General features: G+C 70.6%; 19 protein-coding genes. 9 read left to right on the top strand and 10 right to left on the bottom strand.

The genetic code is table 11. From position 1 onward, the window contains the following. Window positions 1-20 precede the first annotated feature (20 nt). The 4 genes from ACFV9D_RS17485 to ACFV9D_RS17470 all read right to left on the bottom strand — a co-directional run bounded on the left by ACFV9D_RS17485 (window position 21) and on the right by ACFV9D_RS17470 (window position 4,277). Window positions 21-1,310 (bottom strand): citrate synthase, encoded by a 1,290-nt coding sequence (locus ACFV9D_RS17485; protein ID WP_329120354.1) that lies wholly within the window; start codon window positions 1,308-1,310, stop codon window positions 21-23. A 179-nt stretch (window positions 1,311-1,489) separates the two neighbouring features. After that, complete coding sequence (locus ACFV9D_RS17480; protein WP_385146343.1) at window positions 1,490-3,703, bottom strand: ATP-dependent RecD-like DNA helicase; 2,214 nt, start codon at window positions 3,701-3,703, stop codon at window positions 1,490-1,492. Window positions 3,704-3,756: 53 nt separating this feature from the next. Next, complete coding sequence (locus tag ACFV9D_RS17475; RefSeq protein WP_385146341.1) at window positions 3,757-4,050, bottom strand: hypothetical protein; 294 nt, start codon at window positions 4,048-4,050, stop codon at window positions 3,757-3,759. Continuing rightward, window positions 4,047-4,277, bottom strand: coding sequence for a hypothetical protein (locus ACFV9D_RS17470; protein WP_385146339.1), 231 nt, complete (start codon window positions 4,275-4,277; stop codon window positions 4,047-4,049). The genes ACFV9D_RS17475 and ACFV9D_RS17470 overlap by 4 nt, the downstream gene beginning before the upstream one ends. A gap of 143 nt (window positions 4,278-4,420) precedes the next feature. Here ACFV9D_RS17470 and ACFV9D_RS17465 point away from each other — a divergent pair, with 143 nt between their 5' ends. From ACFV9D_RS17465 to ACFV9D_RS17445, 5 genes are all read left to right on the top strand, one after another. Then, window positions 4,421-5,242 carry a Scr1 family TA system antitoxin-like transcriptional regulator gene (locus ACFV9D_RS17465; RefSeq protein ID WP_385146337.1) on the top strand — a complete coding sequence of 274 codons (822 nt, stop codon included), beginning with the start codon at window positions 4,421-4,423 and terminating at the stop codon, window positions 5,240-5,242. Then, window positions 5,229-5,462, top strand: coding sequence for a DUF397 domain-containing protein (locus tag ACFV9D_RS17460; protein ID WP_385146335.1), 234 nt, complete (start codon window positions 5,229-5,231; stop codon window positions 5,460-5,462). The genes ACFV9D_RS17465 and ACFV9D_RS17460 overlap by 14 nt, the downstream gene beginning before the upstream one ends. Before the next feature lie 175 nt (window positions 5,463-5,637). Beyond that, the gene (locus ACFV9D_RS17455; protein ID WP_385146333.1) at window positions 5,638-7,104 is read left to right on the top strand and encodes a membrane-associated oxidoreductase; all 1,467 of its coding nucleotides are present in this window, start codon (window positions 5,638-5,640) and stop codon (window positions 7,102-7,104) included. Between the two features lie 132 nt (window positions 7,105-7,236). After that, window positions 7,237-7,656 carry a DUF4279 domain-containing protein gene (locus ACFV9D_RS17450; RefSeq protein WP_385146331.1) on the top strand — a complete coding sequence of 140 codons (420 nt, stop codon included), beginning with the start codon at window positions 7,237-7,239 and terminating at the stop codon, window positions 7,654-7,656. Next, complete coding sequence (locus ACFV9D_RS17445; protein ID WP_385146329.1) at window positions 7,653-8,075, top strand: DUF4279 domain-containing protein; 423 nt, start codon at window positions 7,653-7,655, stop codon at window positions 8,073-8,075. Before ACFV9D_RS17450 ends, ACFV9D_RS17445 begins: the two co-directional genes overlap by 4 nt. 18 nt (window positions 8,076-8,093) lie before the next feature. On the opposite strand, the gene ACFV9D_RS17440 is transcribed toward ACFV9D_RS17445, so the two are convergent. Genes ACFV9D_RS17440 through ACFV9D_RS17430 form a run of 3 tightly spaced genes read right to left on the bottom strand, consistent with a single transcriptional unit; the run spans window position 8,094 to window position 11,217 of the window. Beyond that, window positions 8,094-8,882: a sugar phosphate isomerase/epimerase family protein gene (locus tag ACFV9D_RS17440; RefSeq protein WP_385146404.1), complete on the bottom strand. Its 789-nt coding sequence runs from the start codon at window positions 8,880-8,882 to the stop codon at window positions 8,094-8,096. A 35-nt stretch (window positions 8,883-8,917) separates the two neighbouring features. Beyond that, on the bottom strand, window positions 8,918-10,069 hold the full coding sequence (locus ACFV9D_RS17435) for a dihydrodipicolinate synthase family protein (RefSeq protein ID WP_385146327.1): 1,152 nt from the start codon (window positions 10,067-10,069) through the stop codon (window positions 8,918-8,920). Beyond that, the gene (locus tag ACFV9D_RS17430; protein WP_385146325.1) at window positions 10,066-11,217 is read right to left on the bottom strand and encodes a Gfo/Idh/MocA family protein; all 1,152 of its coding nucleotides are present in this window, start codon (window positions 11,215-11,217) and stop codon (window positions 10,066-10,068) included. Before ACFV9D_RS17430 ends, ACFV9D_RS17435 begins: the two co-directional genes overlap by 4 nt. A gap of 128 nt (window positions 11,218-11,345) precedes the next feature. Between ACFV9D_RS17430 and ACFV9D_RS17425 the strand changes: the two genes are divergently transcribed. Further along, on the top strand, window positions 11,346-12,392 hold the full coding sequence (locus tag ACFV9D_RS17425) for a LacI family DNA-binding transcriptional regulator (protein WP_385146323.1): 1,047 nt from the start codon (window positions 11,346-11,348) through the stop codon (window positions 12,390-12,392). 39 nt (window positions 12,393-12,431) lie between these two features. Here ACFV9D_RS17425 and ACFV9D_RS17420 read toward each other — a convergent pair whose 3' ends face one another. Next, window positions 12,432-13,379, bottom strand: coding sequence for an EamA family transporter (locus ACFV9D_RS17420; protein ID WP_385146402.1), 948 nt, complete (start codon window positions 13,377-13,379; stop codon window positions 12,432-12,434). A gap of 101 nt (window positions 13,380-13,480) precedes the next feature. On the opposite strand from ACFV9D_RS17420, the gene ACFV9D_RS17415 reads away from it, so the two are divergent. The 3 genes from ACFV9D_RS17415 (at window position 13,481) to ACFV9D_RS17405 (ending at window position 17,089) form a co-directional block, all read left to right on the top strand. Continuing rightward, window positions 13,481-14,395: a LysR family transcriptional regulator gene (locus ACFV9D_RS17415; RefSeq protein ID WP_385146400.1), complete on the top strand. Its 915-nt coding sequence runs from the start codon at window positions 13,481-13,483 to the stop codon at window positions 14,393-14,395. 167 nt (window positions 14,396-14,562) lie between these two features. Next, window positions 14,563-16,380, top strand: a complete 1,818-nt coding sequence (locus tag ACFV9D_RS17410; protein ID WP_385146321.1) for a glycoside hydrolase family 3 protein — start codon at window positions 14,563-14,565, stop codon at window positions 16,378-16,380. A 79-nt stretch (window positions 16,381-16,459) separates the two neighbouring features. Further along, on the top strand, window positions 16,460-17,089 hold the full coding sequence (locus tag ACFV9D_RS17405) for a hypothetical protein (protein ID WP_385146319.1): 630 nt from the start codon (window positions 16,460-16,462) through the stop codon (window positions 17,087-17,089). 99 nt (window positions 17,090-17,188) lie between these two features. Here ACFV9D_RS17405 and ACFV9D_RS17400 read toward each other — a convergent pair whose 3' ends face one another. Then, window positions 17,189-18,640 (bottom strand): aminopeptidase, encoded by a 1,452-nt coding sequence (locus ACFV9D_RS17400; protein WP_385146317.1) that lies wholly within the window; start codon window positions 18,638-18,640, stop codon window positions 17,189-17,191. A 99-nt stretch (window positions 18,641-18,739) separates the two neighbouring features. Next, entirely contained in the window at window positions 18,740-19,129 is a 390-nt protein-coding gene (locus tag ACFV9D_RS17395) for a hypothetical protein (protein ID WP_385146315.1), read from the bottom strand. Window positions 19,130-19,157 lie beyond the last annotated feature (28 nt).

Below are 19,157 nucleotides of genomic sequence, written 5' to 3'. Positions count from 1 at the left end.
GGGCTTCAGCGGCCCGAGGCTCAGCGGCCCTCGACCGGGACGAAGTCGCGCAGGACCTCTCCGGTGTAGATCTGGCGCGGGCGGCCGATGCGGGAGCCCGGCTCCTTGATCATCTCGTGCCACTGGGCGATCCAGCCCGGCAGGCGGCCGAGCGCGAAGAGCACGGTGAACATCTCGGTCGGGAAGCCCATCGCGCGGTAGATGAGGCCCGTGTAGAAGTCCACGTTCGGGTAGAGGTTGCGCGAGACGAAGTAGTCGTCGGAGAGCGCGTGCTCCTCCAGCTTGAGCGCGATGTCCAGCAGCTCGTCGGACTTGCCGAGCGCGGAGAGCACGTCGTGCGCCGCGGCCTTGATGATCTTGGCGCGCGGGTCGAAGGACTTGTACACCCGGTGGCCGAAGCCCATCAGGCGGACGCCGTCCTCCTTGTTCTTCACCTTGTTGATGAAGGAGTCGACGTCGCCGCCGTTGGCCTGGATACCCTCGAGCATCTCGAGGACCGACTGGTTGGCGCCACCGTGCAGCGGGCCCCACAGGGCCGAGATGCCGGCGGAGATCGACGCGAACATGTTCGCCTGGCTCGAACCCACCAGACGGACGGTGGACGTCGAACAGTTCTGCTCGTGGTCCGCGTGCAGGATCAGCAGCTTGTCGAGCGCCGAGACCACGACCGGGTCCAGCTCGTACTCCTGGGCCGGGACCGAGAAGGTCATGCGCAGGAAGTTCTCGACGTACCCGAGGTCGTTGCGCGGGTAGACGAAGGGGTGGCCGATCGACTTCTTGTAGGCGTACGCCGCGATCGTCGGCAGCTTGGCGAGCAGCCGGATCGTCGAGAGGTGACGCTGCTTCTCGTCGAACGGGTTGTGGCTGTCCTGGTAGAACGTGGACAGCGCCGAGACCACCGAGGACAGCATCGCCATCGGGTGGGCGTCGCGCGGGAAGCCGCCGAAGAAGCGCTTGACGTCCTCGTGCAGCAGCGTGTGCTGGGTGATCTCGTTCTGGAAGGTCGACAGCTCGTCGACCTTCGGAAGCTCACCGTTGATCAGCAGGTGCGCCACCTCGAGGAAGGTGGAGTGCTCCGCCAGCTGCTCGATGGGGTAGCCGCGGTACCGCAGAATGCCCTGCTCGCCGTCGAGGTAGGTGATGGCGGATTTATAGGCGGCGGTGTTGCCGTATCCGCTGTCCAGGGTGACCAGACCGGTCTGGGCTCGGAGCTTCCCGATGTCGAAGCCCTTGTCGCCGACGGTGCTCTCGACCACCGGGTAGGTGTATTCACCGTCCGCGTACCGCAGTACTACAGAGTTGTCGCTCACGTCATCCCTCACCGACGTAGTGCCTCTTCTTCGAGGTGCCCTGACTGTCTCTACCATCCCCCATTTGGCTCAGGAGAGTGCACTCGGGGTCGACCATTGGGCCATTTGGCGGCACTCAGTGCCGCCAACCTGCTCATCTTGCCCCCTTCGCCCCGCTTGTGGAAGTCCGGGGTCCTCTTTCACACGACTGCCGAGAGCCGGTGGGCCAGGGCGGTGAAGCGTCTGCCTGCGGATACCGTACGGACGGCCTGGGCGATCGCCTTGCGGGAACCGACCAGGACGACGAGCTTCCGGGCGCGGGTGACGGCCGTGTAGAGCAGGTTCCGCTGGAGCATCATCCAGGCGCTGGTGGTGACGGGGATCACGACCGCCGGGTACTCGCTGCCCTGCGAGCGGTGGATGGTGACGGCGTAGGCATGAGCCAGTTCGTCCAGCTCGTCGAAGTCGTACGGCACTTCCTCGTCCTCGTCGGTCCGTACGGTCAGCCGCTGCTCGACCGTGTCGAGCGAGGTCACGACGCCGACCGTGCCGTTGAAGACGCCGTTGGCGCCCTTCTCGTAGTTGTTGCGGATCTGGGTGACCTTGTCTCCGACGCGGAAGACCCGGCCGCCGAACCGCTTCTCGGGGAGGTCTGGGCGGGCCGGGGTGACGGCCTGCTGGAGCAGTCCGTTGAGCGCGCCCGCGCCGGCGGGGCCCCGGTGCATGGGCGCAAGAACCTGCACGTCCCGGCGCGGATCGAGACCGAACTTGGCGGGAATCCGCCGTGCGGCGACCTCGACGGCGACCCGGGCGGCGTCCTCGGTCTCGTCCTCCGCGAAGAGGAAGAAGTCCGGCAGGCCGCTGGTGACGGGCGGGAGCCCCGCGTTGATGCGGTGGGCGTTGGTCACCACCCCCGACTGCTGCGCCTGCCGGAAGATCCGGGTCAGCCGTACGGCCGGAACCGGGCTGTCCGGGGCCAGCAGGTCGCCGAGCACCTGGCCCGCGCCGACCGAGGGCAGCTGGTCCACGTCCCCGACGAGGAGGAGGTGGGCACCGGGTGCCACCGCCTTCACGAGCTTGTTGGCGAGCAGCAGATCGAGCATGGACGCCTCGTCCACCACGACCAGGTCGGCGTCGAGCGGCCGGTCCCGGTCGAAGGCCGCGTCGCCGCCCGGCTTGAGCTCCAGGAGCCGGTGGACGGTCGACGCCTCGGCGCCGGTCAGCTCGGCGAGGCGCTTGGCGGCGCGGCCCGTGGGCGCGGCCAGGACGACCTTGGCGCGCTTGGCACGGGCCAGCTCCACGATCGAGCGGACCGTGAACGACTTCCCGCACCCCGGCCCGCCCGTCAGGACGGCGACCTTGCGGGTCAGGGCGAGCCGCACGGCCTCCTCCTGCTCGGGCGCGAGCGAGGCCCCGGTGCGGTCGGCGAGCCAGGCCAGGGCCTTGTCCCAGGCGACGTCCTGGAAGCCCGGCATCCGGTCCTCGGGGGTGCGGAGCAGCCGCCCGACCTGCCCGGCGAGGGAGAGCTCGGCGCGGTGGAACGGCACCAGGTACACGGCCGTGACCGGCTGCCCCTCGGGCCCGGGCACCGACTCCCGTACGACCCCCTCCGGGTCCTGCGCCAGCTCGGCCAGACACTCGATGACCAGGCCGGTGTCGACCTGGAGCAGCTTGACGGCGTCGGCGATCAGCTGCTCCTCGGGCAGGAAGCAGTGCCCCTGGTCGGTCGACTGCGAAAGGGCGTACTGCAGCCCCGCCTTGACCCGGTCGGGGCTGTCGTGCGGGATGCCGACGGCCTGCGCGATCCGGTCGGCGGTGAGGAAGCCGATGCCCCAGACGTCGGCGGCCAGCCGATAGGGCTGGTTGCGTACGACGGAGGTCGAGGCGTCCCCGTACTTCTTGTAGATGCGCACGGCGATGGAGGTGGAGACGCCGACCCCCTGGAGGAAGACCATCACCTCCTTGATCGCCTTCTGTTCCTCCCAGGCGGCCGTGATGTTCCTGGTCCGCTTGGGACCCAGGCCCGGCACCTCGATCAGGCGCCCGGGGGCCCCTTCGAGGATGTCCAGGGTGTCAAGGCCGAAGTGCGTCGTGATGCGGTCCGCGAAGACGGGGCCGATGCCCTTGATGAGCCCCGAGCCGAGATAGCGGCGTATGCCCTGGATGGTGGCGGGCAGCACGGTCGTGTAGTTCTCGACCGTGAACTGCTTGCCGTACTGCGGATGGGACCCCCAACGCCCCTCCATCCGCAACGACTCACCCGGCTGGGCCCCGAGCAGCGCCCCGACGACCGTGAGGAGATCCCCGCCACCGCGACCGGTGTCGACGCGGGCGACCGTGTACCCGCTCTCCTCGTTGGCGTAGGTGATCCGCTCCAGCACCCCTTCGACCACGGCCTGACCCTGGTTGGACATTGACCGAACGTAGCGTAGGGGTCGGACAGTGGGACGGGGCCTGTGGACAGCCTTCAGGACTCGGGGGCGGAATCCCCCTGCATGAGCCGCGCTCCCCTGCTTTCGGCGACGCGCGTGACGTCCCGCAGGGACTCGCTGAGGCGACACGCGAGATACCGAAGCTCTCCGCTGGTCACGCCCTGATCCGCGAGGAGGTCGGAGGCGTGGCCGAGGAGGTCGTCCGCCATGCCGAGTTGGACGCTCTCGATCTCGTCGGCGAGACGGGATACGTAACCCGTGCCGTCACCGACGACATAGCAGGGCTTGCCCTCGGGGCCCGTCCAGGGCAGCAGGCGCCCGGCGTTCACGCGGCGATCCACAGCGCGCGTCGGGGCGCCGACCGCCGCTCGTGCGCCAGCAGGTACGGGCGCACCAGCGGACTGTCCTCACCTCGCAGCGGGCGCTCTCCCGTGCGGAAGGCCGTCGGGCCGCCGACGTAGGGGCACGCGTACGGGTCCGTGGCGGGGTGGGAGCTCGGTGCCGGCGTCCGGCGGCGCAGGAAACGCTCCTTGAGCCGGGAGATGAGTTCGGGCATGTCAACCTGCTTTCTCCAGGTGTGAGGCGAACCACGGCGATTGCGCTCCGTGGCACATCACTCACAGCGTGGGGTCGGCAGTGGCTACGCTTCCAGTACCAGAGGCTTGACAGCGCACTCGTCAGGTTGGGGAGTTGGTTCACATGGAGAAGCACCGTCCACGTACGCCACGTGAGAAGTACGGGGAGGAGTTGAGGCTGCGGCGGATAGCGGCCGGGCTCACCCAGGAGGCGCTGGGCGACGAGGTCGTGTGCTCGCCCACCCTGATCAGCCACTTCGAGGCGGGCAGACGGCTCCCGAAGCCGGACGACGCGCGGCGGATCGACCGGGCGCTGGGTACGGACGGGTTCTTCCTGCGCTGGCTGGAGGACCTGGAGTCGAAGTACGCCGACCACTTCGCGGCGGCCGCCGAGCTGGAGCAACAGGCCACGACGATCCAGCAGTTCGGGCTTTCGCTGGTTCCCGGTGTGCTCCAGACCCCTGACTACGCGCGTGCCCTGTTTCGCGCGTACCGGCCGAACCACACGGCGGAGGAACTTGACGAGGCCGTTGTCATCCGAACACAGCGCTCCCGGATCCTCGACGGACCACTGAACCCCGCCGTCTGGACGCTGCTCGACGAGGCCGTGCTTCGACGCAAGGTGGGCGGCGGGCCGGTCATGGCGGAACAGCTGGACAAGCTTGCCGACTTGGCCGAGGCAGGCCGACTCCGGCTGCACGTACTGCCGAACAGCGCCGGGGCGCATGCGCTCATGGAGAGCCTGCTCACCCTCATGAGCTTCGAGGACTCCGCCCCGGTCGCCTACGTCGAAGGATTCCTCACCGGCCACCTGATGGATGACCCGGCCCTGGTGAGCGCCAGTCAAACGGCCTACGCTCTTGCGCTGAGCGACGCGTTGTCGCAAACGGAGTCACTGGCCCTCGTGAGGGCAGCAGCAGAGGAACACGCACATGGTCAGCAGTGAGCACACCGTCTCCGACTCGTCCGCCCTCACAGGTTGGTACAAGTCCAGCTACAGCGGCGGCGGTCAGGGCGAATGCATTGAGGTCGCCCGCGGCCACGCCGGTGTGCCCGTCCGCGACAGCAAGGCCGTCACCGGCCCGGCGCTGATCTTCTCGGCGGACCGCTGGTCCTCGTTCGTTACGGCGGTCAAGCGCGGTTCCTTCGGCGGAGCGCGCGGCTGACAGGGTTCGCGTGTTTCTGGCACCGGCCGCCCTCACTCCGAGCGTAGGTTGTCCGGTGACCGGCCTTGCCATTGGCCGCCGCTGGGGCGGGCAGGGCGGTACCGAGGATGTCGGACAGCATGTCGTGCTCCGTAGTGCAGTTGACGTCTCGAACGCAGCACGTCAGAGTCCCGGCGTGAGCGAGACCAACGATCTGACGCCGGCCGAGGTGCGTGTGTGGCGGGCCTTTCCGCGCGGCGAATCCGTGGATTTCCGTGCCTCCGAGAACGAGGATCCGGTGCCTGGCGAAACCTGGGGCGCCGAGCGGACAGTACGGGCGAGCGTGCTGCGAGCGCTGCTGCTCAAGGCTCCGCAGGAGGAGGGGGAGATCGCCGCGCTGAAGATCACGGGAGCGCGGATCACCGGCGCACTGGACCTGAAGTACGCCACGATCGACGCCGCCATCCGGCTGAGCCACTGCCAGTTCGACGACGTTCCCGACCTGTACGGTGCCCAGCTGCGTCAGATCAACCTGAGCAAGTCCGTTCTTCCGGGCATGGCCGCGGCCACGTTGCGGGTCGAGGGGGTCCTGCGGATGACGGACTGCCGTATGCGGGGGCCGGTGCGGCTCGGCGGAGCGCAGATCTCCGGGGCGCTGTTCATGGAGCGTGCGGAGTTCACCGCGCCGGACGACTCCGAGCCGGTGCTCCAGCTCAACCAAGCAGCGATCGGGGATGACTTGTGGGCGCCGGAGATACGCGCACAAGGACAGGTACGGCTTACCGGCGCCTCCGTCGCCGGGCGGATCAACATTCAGGACGCCGAGTTCAACCAGCCCGATGGCACCGCGCTGGACGCCCAGAACCTCAACGTGGGAGCTCATGTACGAGCGCGGTGCGTACGTGCGCAGGGCAGGATCGAGCTCCGAGGCTCGCGCATCTCGGGCCGTCTCGACCTGCTGCACGCCCGCCTGTCGCATCCGGGCGACACGGCGTTACGGGCGAGCAGTTGTGTCATCGGTGAACTCTGGCTGCGCGGCGGCGATCGCATCGAGGGCGCCCTGAATCTGCGGCGTTCTCAGATAGAGATTCTGACCCTTGAACCGGAGATGCTGCCGGATCAGGTGCATCTCAGCAATCTCACGTACACCGTGCTCACCCCGCACGAACCGGCCGATCGCCGCCTTCCGATGCTGGAGCGGGACGGCGACCGGTACGAGCCTTACGGCTACGAGCAGTTGATGGCGGCCTACCGCCATGTCGGTGACGACGACGCCGCCCGGCTCGTCCAACTTGCCAAGCAACGCCGCCGACGCGCCACACTCACCTGGTACGGGCGGCTGTGGGGGTACGTCCAGGACGCCACTGTCGGCTACGGATTCCGCCCGTTGCGAGCAGCCGTCTGGCTGCTGTCCCTCATGGCCGTCGGTTCCGTCGCATACGGCCTGGAGCACCCACGTCCCGTCAAGGCGGACGAGGCCCCTGACTTCAACCCCGTCTTCTACACCCTCGACCTGCTCCTGCCGGTCATCAACTTCGGCCAGGAGTCGGCGTTCGCCCCCGATGGCTGGCATCAGTGGCTGTCCTACGCCCTGATCATCACCGGCTGGATCCTGGCGACGACGATCGCCGCGGGCGTGACCCGTACGGTCAGCCGCCAATGACCCCCGACCGGGCCGGGCGCCGACGCCTCAACCGAGTGGCCCGGCGCTCTCGCTAGGTGGGGCGCGCCCGGGCGACGACGCCGCCCCTGCCTCTCCGGCCTCCCCGATGATTGAATCAGAACGGACCGAACGGTGAATGCGGATCATCAGCAAGGCGCGGCTTGGGTGCTGACCGATGTGTCTCTTGTCGTCAGGGGACCCGATCTCGACCCGGACGAAGTGACCAAGAAGCTGAATATCCAACCGACGGGGACCCGGCTACCCGGCCCCAGCCGGTGGGGACCACCAGGAGATGTCGACGGGGAATGGCGACTCCAATGCGACGAGCGCTCCACAAGGGTGTTCCCGGAACAGCTCGACACCATCCTGACGGCAGTCGAACCGCACGCCGATGATGTGCGCGAACTCCTGGCGAACGACGTCGCCGTGACACTCACCATCAGGGGATACGTGGACAACGACTCGCAGATCGCCCTCACCCCCGAGCAGATGCGCCGAGTAGCCCGCCTCGGTGTTCCCCTGGCCCTCGCCCCCAGCACAAGCGAACGGTGACCCCTGTGTGGACCTCGATCACCACCTCCCTGGCCCTCACCGGGAGCGGCCTGAACCCCTCGGCCGTCGACCGCTCCCTCGGGCTCGCCCCGCTCGCGGAGCGGCAGACCGGCGCCTCCGTCCACCACGGGCCGGGCTGGTGGGCATACACCCTCGACGAGCAATTCTCGGACGACCTGGGCGAGCAGATCGCGGCGCTGACCGCTCAGGTCGGGCCACTCCTCGACGAGATCAAAGCGCTGACCACCGTCGGCTGCTTCGCCCAGGTCTCGGTCGCGGGAACGGTGCAGGCGAACGAGGAGCTGACGCTCTCGGCCGAGTCCGCCGACCGGCTCGCCGCACTCGGGCTGCCGGTCTCCTTCACGACGCTCCTGGAAGGCAACACCGGTTCGGAGGACCCGCTGGACTGGCTCGACTGAGGCACCAAGACCCTGGGGTCAGCCGAGCCGGCCGGCGTGGTCCGAGAACCTCCGCACCGTCTCCTCCAGGACCTCCACGCCGTCCCTCGCCCACAGCCCGTCGTTGAAGAGCTCCACCTCGATCGGGCCCCGGTACCCCGCCCCTTCCAGGAGCTCGCACCAGGCCCGCAGGTCGATCGCGCCGTCGCCCAACTGGCCCCGGCCGTTGAGGACTCCGGCCGGTAGTGGGGTGGTCCAGTCGGCCAATTGGAAGGCGTGGATGCGGTCCGCCGCGCCCGCGCGGGCCACCGCCGCAGGGGCGCGATCGTCCCACCAGATGTGGTACGTGTCCACGACCACGCCGACCTGCGAGGACGGGAAGTGGTCCGCGATCTCCAGGGCCTGGTCCAGGGTGGAGACCGCGCAGCGGTCCGCCGCGTACATCGGGTGCAGCGGCTCGATCGCGAGGCGGACGCCCCGCTCCCCCGCGTACGGGGCGAGTTCGGCGATCGCGTCGGTGATCCGGGCGCGGGCCGCCGTCAGGTCGCGGCTGCCCGGGGCGAGGCCGCCCGAGACCAGGACCAGGGTGTCCGTGCCGAGGGTCGCCGCCTCGTCGATCGCCGCGCGGTTGTCGTCCAGGGACTCCGCCGTCGTGAAGAAGCCGCCCCGGCACAGCGACGTGACCGTCAGGCCCGCGTCCCGGACCAGCTTGGCCGCCGCCTCGACCCCGTACTCCGCGACCGGTTCGCGCCACAGACCCACGCCCGGGACGGAGAGCCGTACGCACTGCTCCACCAGCTCCGGCAGCGAGAGCTGCTTCACCGTCATCTGGTTGATGCTGAAGCGGGAGAGGGCTTCGAGGGTCACTGGTTCACTCCGTACACCGTCAGCAGGGACTTCATCCGGGACTCCGCCAGCTCCGGGTCCGGGAACAGGCCGAGCCCGTCCGCCAGTTCGTACGCCCGTGCCAGGTGCGGCAGCGAGCGCGCGGACTGCAGGCCGCCGACCATCGTGAAGTGCTCCTGGTGGCCGGCGAGCCAGGCCAGGAACACGACGCCCGTCTTGTAGAAGCGGGTCGGGGTCCGGAAGAGGTGGCGCGACAGGTCCACCGTCGGGTCCAGGACCTCCCGGAACCCCTTGACGTCGCCCGTGTCCAGGATCCGGACCGCCTCCGCCGCCAGCGGGCCCAGCGGGTCGAAGATGCCGAGCAGGGCGTGGCTGAAGCCCTGCTCGTCGCCCGCGATCAGCTCGGGGTAGTGGAAGTCGTCGCCCGTGTAGCAGCGGACGCCCTCCGGCAGCCGGCGGCGCAGGTCGATCTCGCGCCGGGCGTCGAGGAGGGAGACCTTGATGCCGTCGACCTTGTCGGGGTGCGCCGCGATGACCTCCAGGAAGGTGTCGGTCGCGGTGTCGAGGTCGGCCGATCCCCAGTAGCCGTCGAGCGCCGGGTCGAACATCGGACCCAGCCAGTGCAGGATCACCGGCTCGCTCGCCTGGCGGAGGAGATGGCCGTACGTGTCGAGGTAGTCGTCCGGGCCCTCGGCGGCCGCGGCGAGGGCGCGCGAGGCCATGAGGATGGCCTGGGAGCCGGTCTCCTCGACGAGCGCGAGCTGTTCCTCGTACGCCTTGCGGACTGTCACGAGATCGGCGGGGCCCGACAGTTGGTCCGTTCCGGCCCCGCACGCGATGCGGCCGCCCACCGCCTTCGCCTCCGCCGCCGAGCGGCGGATCAGCTCGGCCGCGCCCGCCCAGTCCAGGCCCATCCCGCGCTGCGCGGTGTCCATCGCCTCCGCCACGCCGAGGCCCTGCGCCCACAGGTGGCGGCGGAAGGCGAGGGTGGCGTCCCAGTCGACGGCGGCCGGAGAGTCGGGGGTGGTGTCGGCGTACGGGTCGGCGACGACGTGGGCGGCGGAGAAGACGGTACGGGAGGTCAGGGCGCCGCCCTCGGAGGCCGGGGGCCGGGCCGGGCGCGGGCTGTACTCCCGTACACCGCCGGAGCCGTCGGGGAGGCGGATCACAGGGAGACCTCCGGGACCTCCAGGCGCCGGCCCTCTGCCGACGACCTCAGGCCGAGCTCGGCGAGCTGCACACCGCGCGCGCCCGCGAGCAGGTCCCACTGGTACGGCTCGTCGAGGACCACGTGTTTCAGGAAGAGCTCCCACTGGGCCTTGAAGCCGTTGTCGAACGCCGCGTTGTCCGGGACCTCCTGCCACTGCTCGCGGAAGGGTTCGGTCGCCGGGATGTCCGGGTTCCAGACCGGCTTGGGGGTGGCCGAGCGGTGCTGGACGCGGCAGTTGCGGAGGCCGGCCACGGCCGAGCCGTGGGTGCCGTCGACCTGGAATTCGACCAGCTCGTCGCGGTTCACGCGCACCGCCCAGGAGGAGTTGATCTGGGCGACCGCCCCGCCCTCCAGCTGGAAGATGCCGTACGCGGCGTCGTCGGCGGTCGCCGCGTACGGCTTGCCCTGCTCGTCCCAGCGCTGCGGGATGTGCGTGGAGACGTGTGCGGTGACGCTCGTGACCCGGCCGAAGAGCTCGTGGAGCACGTACTCCCAGTGCGGGAACATGTCGACGACGATGCCGCCGCCGTCCTCGGCGCGGTAGTTCCAGCTGGGGCGCTGGGCGTCCTGCCAGTCGCCCTCGAAGACCCAGTAGCCGAACTCCCCGCGCACGGACAGGATCTGGCCGAAGAAGCCGCCGTCGATGAGGCGCTTCAGCTTGAGCAGGCCCGGCAGGAAGATCTTGTCCTGGACGACGCCGTGCTTGACGCCCTTCTCGGTGGCGAGCCGGGCGAGCTCGAGGGCGCCCGCCAGGTCTCCCGCCGTCGGCTTCTCGGTGTAGACGTGCTTGCCGGCGGCGACGGCCTTGCGGATCGCCTCGACGCGGGCGGAGGTGACCTGGGCGTCGAAGTAGATCTCCACCGACTCGTCGGCGAGGACGGCGTCGAGGTCGGTGGACCACTCGGTGAGTCCGTGGCGCTCGGCGAGCGCGCGCAGGGCGTGCTCGCGGCGGCCGACGAGGACGGGCTCGGGCCAGAGCGTCTCGCCGTTGCCGAGATCGAGGCCGCCCTGCTCGCGCAGGGCGAGGATCGAGCGGACGAGGTGCTGGCGGTAGCCCATGCGTCCGGTGACGCCGTTCATGGCGATACGGACTGTCCTGCGTGTCACGAAGGTCCCTCCACGGTCACGAGAAGCAGAAAGAAAGCGCTTTCTACAACCGGAGACGCTAGCCTGCCGACAACGCGCCGGACAAGGGGTCCGGCCGACTCTCCCCGACTCCCCCTCGGAGGTACGCGATGACCGTCACGCTGGCGGATGTGGCCGCGCGTGCCCGGGTCTCCCCCGCCACCGTCTCCCGCGTCCTGAACGGCAACTACCCCGTCGCCGCGTCGACCCGGGAACGGGTGCTGCGGGCGGTGGACGAGCTGGACTACGTACTGAACGGGCCCGCGAGCTCGCTCGCCGCCGCCACGTCCGACCTCGTCGGCATCCTCGTCAACGACATCGCCGACCCCTTCTTCGGGATCATGGCCGGTGCGGCGCAGAGCGCCATCGGGGAAGGCGCGTCCGGGCGGGCGGGCGGCGAGAAGCTGGCCGTCGTCTGCAACACCGGCGGCTCTCCCGAGCGCGAGCTCACCTACCTCACGCTGCTCCAGCGCCAGCGCGCCGCCGCCGTCATCCTCACCGGCGGATCGCTGGAGGACCCGGAGCACATGACGGCGGTGGCGGCGAAGCTGGCACGCCTCACGGACGCGGGAACGCGGATCGTGCTGTGCGGCCGGCCGCCCGTGCCGGGGGACTCGAGCGTGGCCGCGCTGACCTTCGACAACCGGGCAGGGGCGCGTCGGCTCACCGAGCACCTGCTGGCGCTCGGGCACCGGCGGATCGGTTACGTGGCGGGGCCGGCGGACCGGACGACGACCCGGCACCGGCTCGAAGGTCACCGCGAGGCGCTGGCCGGGGCGGAGCTGCCCGAAGGGCCCGTCGTCCACGGGTCGTACGACCGGGGCTCCGGCTACGACGCGACGCTCGAACTCCTGCGTCAGGAGCCGTCGTTGACGGCGGTCGTGGCGGCGAACGACACGGTCGCGCTGGGCGCGTGCGCGGCGCTGCGGGACCGGGGGCTGCGCATTCCGGAGGACGTCTCGGTGGCGGGCTTCGACGACCTCCCGTTCTCGGTCGACGCGGTCCCGGCCCTGACGACCGTACGCCTGCCACTCCAGGAGGCGGGCGCGCGGGCGGGCCGGCTCGCGATGGGCACGGAGGACGCCCCGCCGGGCGGCCTCGCGACGATCCCGGCGGAGCTGCTGGTACGGGACTCGACGGCGCGCCCGCGGGACTGACGGGCGCGAGCGGGCCCGAGGGAGGCTGGGCCGGGTGCCCTAACGCGAGGGTATGCGGCTCCCAACCGCCTCCGTACCTGCCTCCGTATCCGCCTTCGTACCTGCCTCGGCAACAACCTCCGTACCCGCCGGGCGCCTCGGCGCGAAGGAGGTCAGTGCCACTCCCCCGACCAGCAGGGTCGCCGCGCACCAGCGCAGGCCGGTGATGCCCTCGCCGAGGAAGAGGGCCGCCGAGGACATCCCGAAGACCGGGACCAGGAGGGAGAACGGGGCCACCGAGGAGGCCGGGTAGCGGCGCAGGAGCCGGCCCCAGGCACCGAAGCCGAAGACCGTGGTGATCCAGGCGACGTAGACGATGACGCCCGCGCCGGTCCAGTCGAGGCCGCGCAGCGCTGCGAGGTCGCGTTCCGGCCCTTCCAGGAGGAGGGAGAGGGCGAGCAGCGGCAGGATGGGCACGGTGCTGACCCAGACCATGAAGTTGAGGGCGTCGGGCGGGGACGCCTTGCGGGTCAGGACGTTGGAGACACCCCAGCAGGCCGCCGCCGCGATGCACAGCGCGAAGCCGGCGAGCGGCCCCGAGGCGCCCTCGTCGACCGCCGCGACACCGATGCCGGCGAGTGCCACCGCCATGCCCGCGATCGTGATCTTCCCGGGCCGTTCACCCAGCGCGAGGAAGGCGAACAGGGCCGTGAAGACCGCCTGGACCTGAAGGATCAGCGAGGAGAGCCCGGCCGGGGCGCCCAGGTCCATCCCCGTGAAGAGCAGGCCGAACTTCGCCACCCCCAGGACGAGCCCGACCCCCACGATCCACTTCCACGCGACCTTGGGGCGGCCGACGAGGAAGACGGCGGGCAGGGCGGCGGCGAGGAAGCGCAGAGCGGAGAAGAGCAGCGGCGGGAAGTGGTCGAGGCCGATCTCGATGACGACGAAGTTGACTCCCCAGACGGCGGCGACGAGCGCGGCCAGGGCGATGTGGGCGGGGCGCATGCCGTCGAGCATCGCCGCCATCGACCGTGTAGCACCAGCGAATTCTCCTTCATGGTTGGATGAAGCAACGCTTCATCGAGCTGCCCGGAAGGGGTACGACCGTGCTGGATCTCGGACGCCTGCGCGCCCTCCATGCCGTCGCCGTCCACGGGACGGTGGGCGCCGCGGCCGCCGCCCTCGGCTACACCCCGTCCGCCGTCTCCCAGCAGATCGCGAAACTGGAGCGGGAGACCCGCACCACCCTGCTCGAACGCCAGGGCCGCGGCGTGCGGCTCACCGACGAGGCCCACCAACTCGCCGCGACCGCCGAGACGTTGCTGTCGATCGTCGAGGAGGCGGAGGTACGGCTCGAGGAGCGGCGCGGGCTGCCCGCCGGACGCCTGGCGATCGGCTGCTTCGCGAGCGCCGCGCGCGGTCTGATGCCGCGGGCCCTCGCGGAGCTGGCAGTCCGTCACCCCTCGCTCGACGCCCGCCTCTCGGAGGTGGACCCCCACATCTCGATCGAACTCGTCTCCCGGGGCGTGATCGATCTCGCCGTCGCCCACGACTGGGACATCGCTCCACTCCCGACCCCGCCGGGCGTGGAACAGGCGGTGATCGGCGACGACCTGTGCGACGTCCTCGTCCCGCGGGAGCATCCGCTGGCGGCGCGGGCGACGGTACGGCGGGAGGAGCTGGCGAACGAGCGGTGGATCACGCAGCCGCCGGGGACGGTGTGCCACGACTGGCTGATCCAGACGCTGCGGGCCACCGGGTACGAACCGCACATCGTCCACCAGGCGGAGGAGAACCACACCCAGGTCGCCCTGGTCGCGGCGGGGCTCGGCATCGCGATGGTGCCCCGGCTCGGCCGCGGGACACTGCCGCCGGAGGTGACCCCGGTCCGGCTGGACCCGATGCCGAGGCGCCGGCTGCACGCCCTGTGGCGCACGGGCGCCGCCCGCCGCCCCGCGATCAGGGAGACGGTCCGCACGCTCCAGGAGCTCTGGCCCCAGGTCGCGTCGTCGACGACCTGAGCGACCGACCGACCCGACCGACCCGCGCGACGCAAGCGACCCGACCGACCCGCGCGACCGATTCCTGCTCAGGTCCTTGACCTGGCAGTTACTTTCGGGCTATCCGTGCTCCTTGGAAGTTTCCTTCACCCACTTCCTCCCACCCTGCACGGCCGGAAGGAGCATCAGTGCACCACCGCGCCCCCTCCAGACGCACCCTTCTCACGGTGACCGCCGCAGCCGCCGCTGCCTCCGTCACCGGGGTCAGCACCCCCGCCCACGCGACAGGCGACCGCACCCTCGAGCAGCTCATCTCCCGGATGTCCCTCGAAGAGAAGGTCGGCCAGCTCTTCGTCATGCGGGTGTACGGCCACTCCGCCACCGCCCCCGACCAGGCCGACATCGACCTGAACCTCAAGGAGATCGGCGTCCGCACCGCCGCCGAACTCGTCGAGAAGTACCACGTCGGCGGCGTCATCTACTTCACCTGGGCGCACAACACCCGCGACCCACACCAAATCGCCGCCCTCTCCAACGGCATCCAGCGGGCCGCCCTCGCCCAGCCCACGCCCGTCCCCGCGCTCATCTCCACGGACCAGGAGCACGGCATCGTCTGCCGGGTCGGCGAGCCGGCCACCCTGGTGCCCGGCGCCATGGCGCTCGGCGCCGGGGGCTCGCACTCCGATGCCCGGAAGGCCGCGCAGATCGCGGGCGCCGAACTGGCCGCCGTCGGCATCCGGCAGAACTACGCGCCGGTCGCGGACGTCAACGTCAACCCCGCCAACCCCGTCATCGGCGTCCGCTCCTTCGGCTCCGACCCGCAGGCCGTCGCCGACCTGGTCGCCGCCCAGGTCAAGGGCTACCAGCGGGCCGGCGTCGCGGCCACCTCCAAGCACTTCCCCGGGCACGGCGACACCGCCGTCGACAGCCACTACGGTCTGCCGACCATCAGCCACACCCGCGAGCAGTGGGCCGAACTGGACGCCCCGCCGTTCCGGTCCGCGATCGCCGCGGGCATCGACTCGATCATGACCGCGCACATCGTCGTCCCCGCGCTCGACCCGAGCGAGGACCCGGCGACCCTCTCCCGGCCCATCCTGACCGGCATCCTGCGCGAACAACTCGGCTACGACGGCGTGGTGGTGACGGACTCGCTCGGCATGGAGGGCGTCCGCACGAAGTACGGCGACGAGCGCGTGCCGGTGCTCGCGCTGAAGGCCGGCGTCGACCAGCTGCTCAACCCGCCGAAGCTGGACATCGCCTGGAACGCGGTCCTCCAGGCGGTCAAGAACGGCGAGCTGACCGAGGCCCGGCTCGACGAATCGATCCTGCGGATTCTGCGCCTCAAGGCGAAACTGGGGCTGTTCCGCAAGCCGTTCGTCACCGCCGCCGGAGTGGACCGTACGGTCGGCGCCGCCGACCACCTGGCCCAGGCCGACCGGATCGCCGAGGAGACCACCACCCTGCTCCTCAACGAGGGCGGATTCCTGCCGATCAGCCGGCTCAGCCACGGCAAGGTGCTGGTCGTCGGCGCCGATCCGGCCTCGCCGTCCGGCACCACCGGCCCCCCTACCACCACCCTCGCCACGACCTTCACCGAACTAGGCTTCACCGCCACGGCGTTGTCCACCGGGATCACCCCGACCGCGGCGAGGATCGACGAGGCGGTGGCCGCGGCGGCCGGCAAGGACGTCGTGGTCGTGGGCACGTACAACGTCTCGGACACCAGCCCGCAGCGCACCCTGGTCTCCCGGCTCGTCGCCACCGGTGTGCCGGTCGTGACGGTCGCGATCCGCAACCCGTACGACATCGCCAGGCTCACCGGGCAGCGGGCGACCGTCGCCGCGTACTCCTGGACCGATGTCGAACTGCGGGCCGCGGTACGGGTGATCGCGGGTCACGCCCTGCCGCGGGGGCGTCTGCCCGTCCCCGTCCAGCGGGCGGACGATCCGGCGCAGGTGCTGTACCCGGTCGGCCACGGCCTGTCCTACGCGAAACGTAACTGAGGACGCAGACCCCCCGTTCTCCCTGGCGAACGCCCGCCCTGGCGGGCCACGCTGGACGCGGAGATCGGGGGGGCTTTTCATGCGCGCTCTCAGGAGCGGGGTGGGGCTGTTCGGGGTGCTGCCGCTCGGGGTGCTGCTGGTCGCTCTCGCCGGCTGCCAGCGGGCGCCGGACACCAGGCCGCCGGGCCCCGTCACGTACACGACCTCGCCCGCCGACCACGGGGCGGTGTTCCTGGGGCCCGGGGACTGTTCCACCCGCGGCGCGGTGTACCGCGAGGTGCCGTGCACCAGCGAGAAGGCGGCGGCGCGGGTGACGACCCGGTACGAGGGGCAGCCCCCGGGGACGTCCGCCGCTCCGATGTGCCCGGCCACCACGGATTTCGTCCTGCACGTCTCGGACAACCTCTCGGCGGCGGACGAGAACGGCGACGGTGCGGTGCCGCAGGGGTACGCCTGCATGCGGAACCTGGAACCGCCGCATCCGGGCGACCCGGGCCGGGGCGGCGGACCGCGCACGGTCGTCGGGGACTGCCTCTCCGCCTCACGCGGGGGCCAGGTGAAGGAGACCGCCTGCGACGGCTCCGGCGAGCGCCCGCCCGTGTACCGGGTCGTCTCGGCGGTCACCGCCCGCGAACACTGCCCGTCGTCGACGGCGCTGTTCGTGGCGCTGGGCGGGGAGAGCCCGGTGGGCTGCGCCCGGCGGCTGTGACACCGCCGGGCGCGTAGGGACGTAGCCGCATCCCTGTGCAGGACGTACGCCGCATCCCTCTAGACGTACTCCGCGTCCCGCCGGACGTACGCCGCGTGCTTACGGGCGTACGCCGTGCTCCCGGCTCAGCTCCTCGTCGGCCGGCTTGTCGAGCCGGGCGTCGAAGCGGGCCAGAGGCTGCGCGGCGGCGGCCGTCGGGGCGTCGACTCCGGCCCAGGCGAGGATGCGCGCCGTGGCCTTGGCCCGCTCGTCCTCGACGAGACCGGCGACCTGGGCGCCGTGGTTGGCGCCCGGGGCCGTGTAGACATAGCTGTCACGGGCGCCCTTGCCGAGGCGGAACGGCTCGGCTCCCCACGGGTCGTTGCCGCCGTAGACGAAGAGCATCTGGTTCGCGTTCTTGCGGACCCAGTCGTCGACGTCCCGCATGGCCGACGGGTCGAACTTCATCGGGATCTCGCGCGGCACGAAGTTCCGGGCGGGCTGGTAGCCGTACCGGGACAGGCCGTTCAGGTGCGGCAGCTTGATGCTGGGCGAGCCGAGCTCGGTCGCCGCCTGGTAGTAGTACGGCGTGTACGGGTCGAGGCCCTGGTCGGTGTAGAAGGACCAGCCGGAGTAGGCGTCGATCGTCTCGTAGACGGTGTCGTCGCTCGCGGTGGCCGCGTCCGGCACGTCGGCGCAGACGTCCTCGCCGTAGTACTGCCAGAAGCCCCAGACGAAGTCGAGGACGACGGCCTCGTACGCCTTGTCGAGGGAGCCGACGGTGTTGAAGGTGGCGCCCTCGGAGGCCGCCCACTCCTTGTACTTCTTCTGGAGCGGCTCGCGGCGGACCAGCGCCTCGCGCTGCATCGCGTTGAGGCGGTCGCGGCACTCCTTGGTGCCGACGGTCTCGAAGAACCGGTCGTAGGCCGAGTCCTCCTTGTTGACCACGTCGTTGGGGGCGACGTACGCGACGACGCCGTCCATGTCGCGCGGGTAGAAGCGCTCGTAGTACGTGGCCGTCATGCCGCCCTTGGAGGCGCCGGTGGAGAGCCATTTCTGCCCGTAGATCTTCTTCAGGGCGGTGAAGATGCGGTGCTGGTCGCTCGCGGCCTGCCAGATGTCCAGCTTGGACCAGTCGGCGGGCTGCGGACGGGACGGCGTGAAGTACCGGTACTCCATCGAGACCTGGTTGCCGTCGATGATCCGGGTGGGCTCGCGGCGGCTGGGGTTGGTGCTCAGCCCGTAGCCGCTGGTGTGGAAGACGGTCGGGCGGTCGGTGTCCTTGTGGAGGACGGAGAGCCGCTGCTTGAACGTGCCCTTCCACGGGCGGCGGTGGTCGACCGGCTGGGTGTACTCGAGGACGAAGAAGCGGTAGCCGGCGTACGGCTTCTCCTCGATGAGGCTCATCCCGGGGATCGCCAGGATGCGGTCCTTGATGTCCGTACCGACGGCGCTGTCCGCGACGGCGGTCGTGCTGCCGGTGGCCGGCTCCGCGGCGGTAGCCGCGCCACTCGCTCCGACGGTGCCTATGAGCACCGTGAGCGACGCCAGCCATGTCAGCGACTTGCGCATTCACCCTCCCCTTGATTCACAACGGTGTCGCGAACCTAGCGGGGGCAACGTGTGTGCCGCCAGACCCAGTTGGCCCTTACCTCTGCTCCGGCACAGGTTTCAGCACAGGACCCAGCCCGTCGCCCCGCTCCGGCCGGCTATGGAACCGCTGGCACGGACACAGCGGTTGAGGGCGTGCACGGTGACGGGGCCCGCCTGGCGGGTGAAGCGGCCGCTGTCGACGACGGGCAGCCCGCCCCGGGGCTGGAGGGAGACGGACATGTCACGGCGCGGGCCGGGCACCTTGGCGACGGCGAGGGCGCAGACGTACTGGCGGCTGCGGTAGAGGCGCAGCTCACCGGTGGCGAAGCCGACCGTCTTGGTGGGGCGCCCGCTGCAGAGCGAGGCGGCGTCGGCGGACGCCGTACCGGGTCCGGCGAGGGTGAGGGCGCCGACGGCGAGCAGCACCGCCAGCAGATGCCCGAGCAGCCGTGTGCCGCGTGTCGTCACGCTGGTCCCACCGAACACCTGGATCCCC

The organism is Streptomyces sp. NPDC059875, from assembly GCF_042731085.1.
Lineage (GTDB): Bacteria > Actinomycetota > Actinomycetes > Streptomycetales > Streptomycetaceae > Streptomyces.
The sequence above is the reverse complement of the archived record's forward strand: the minus strand, read 5'-3'. Positions and strand labels throughout refer to the sequence as shown.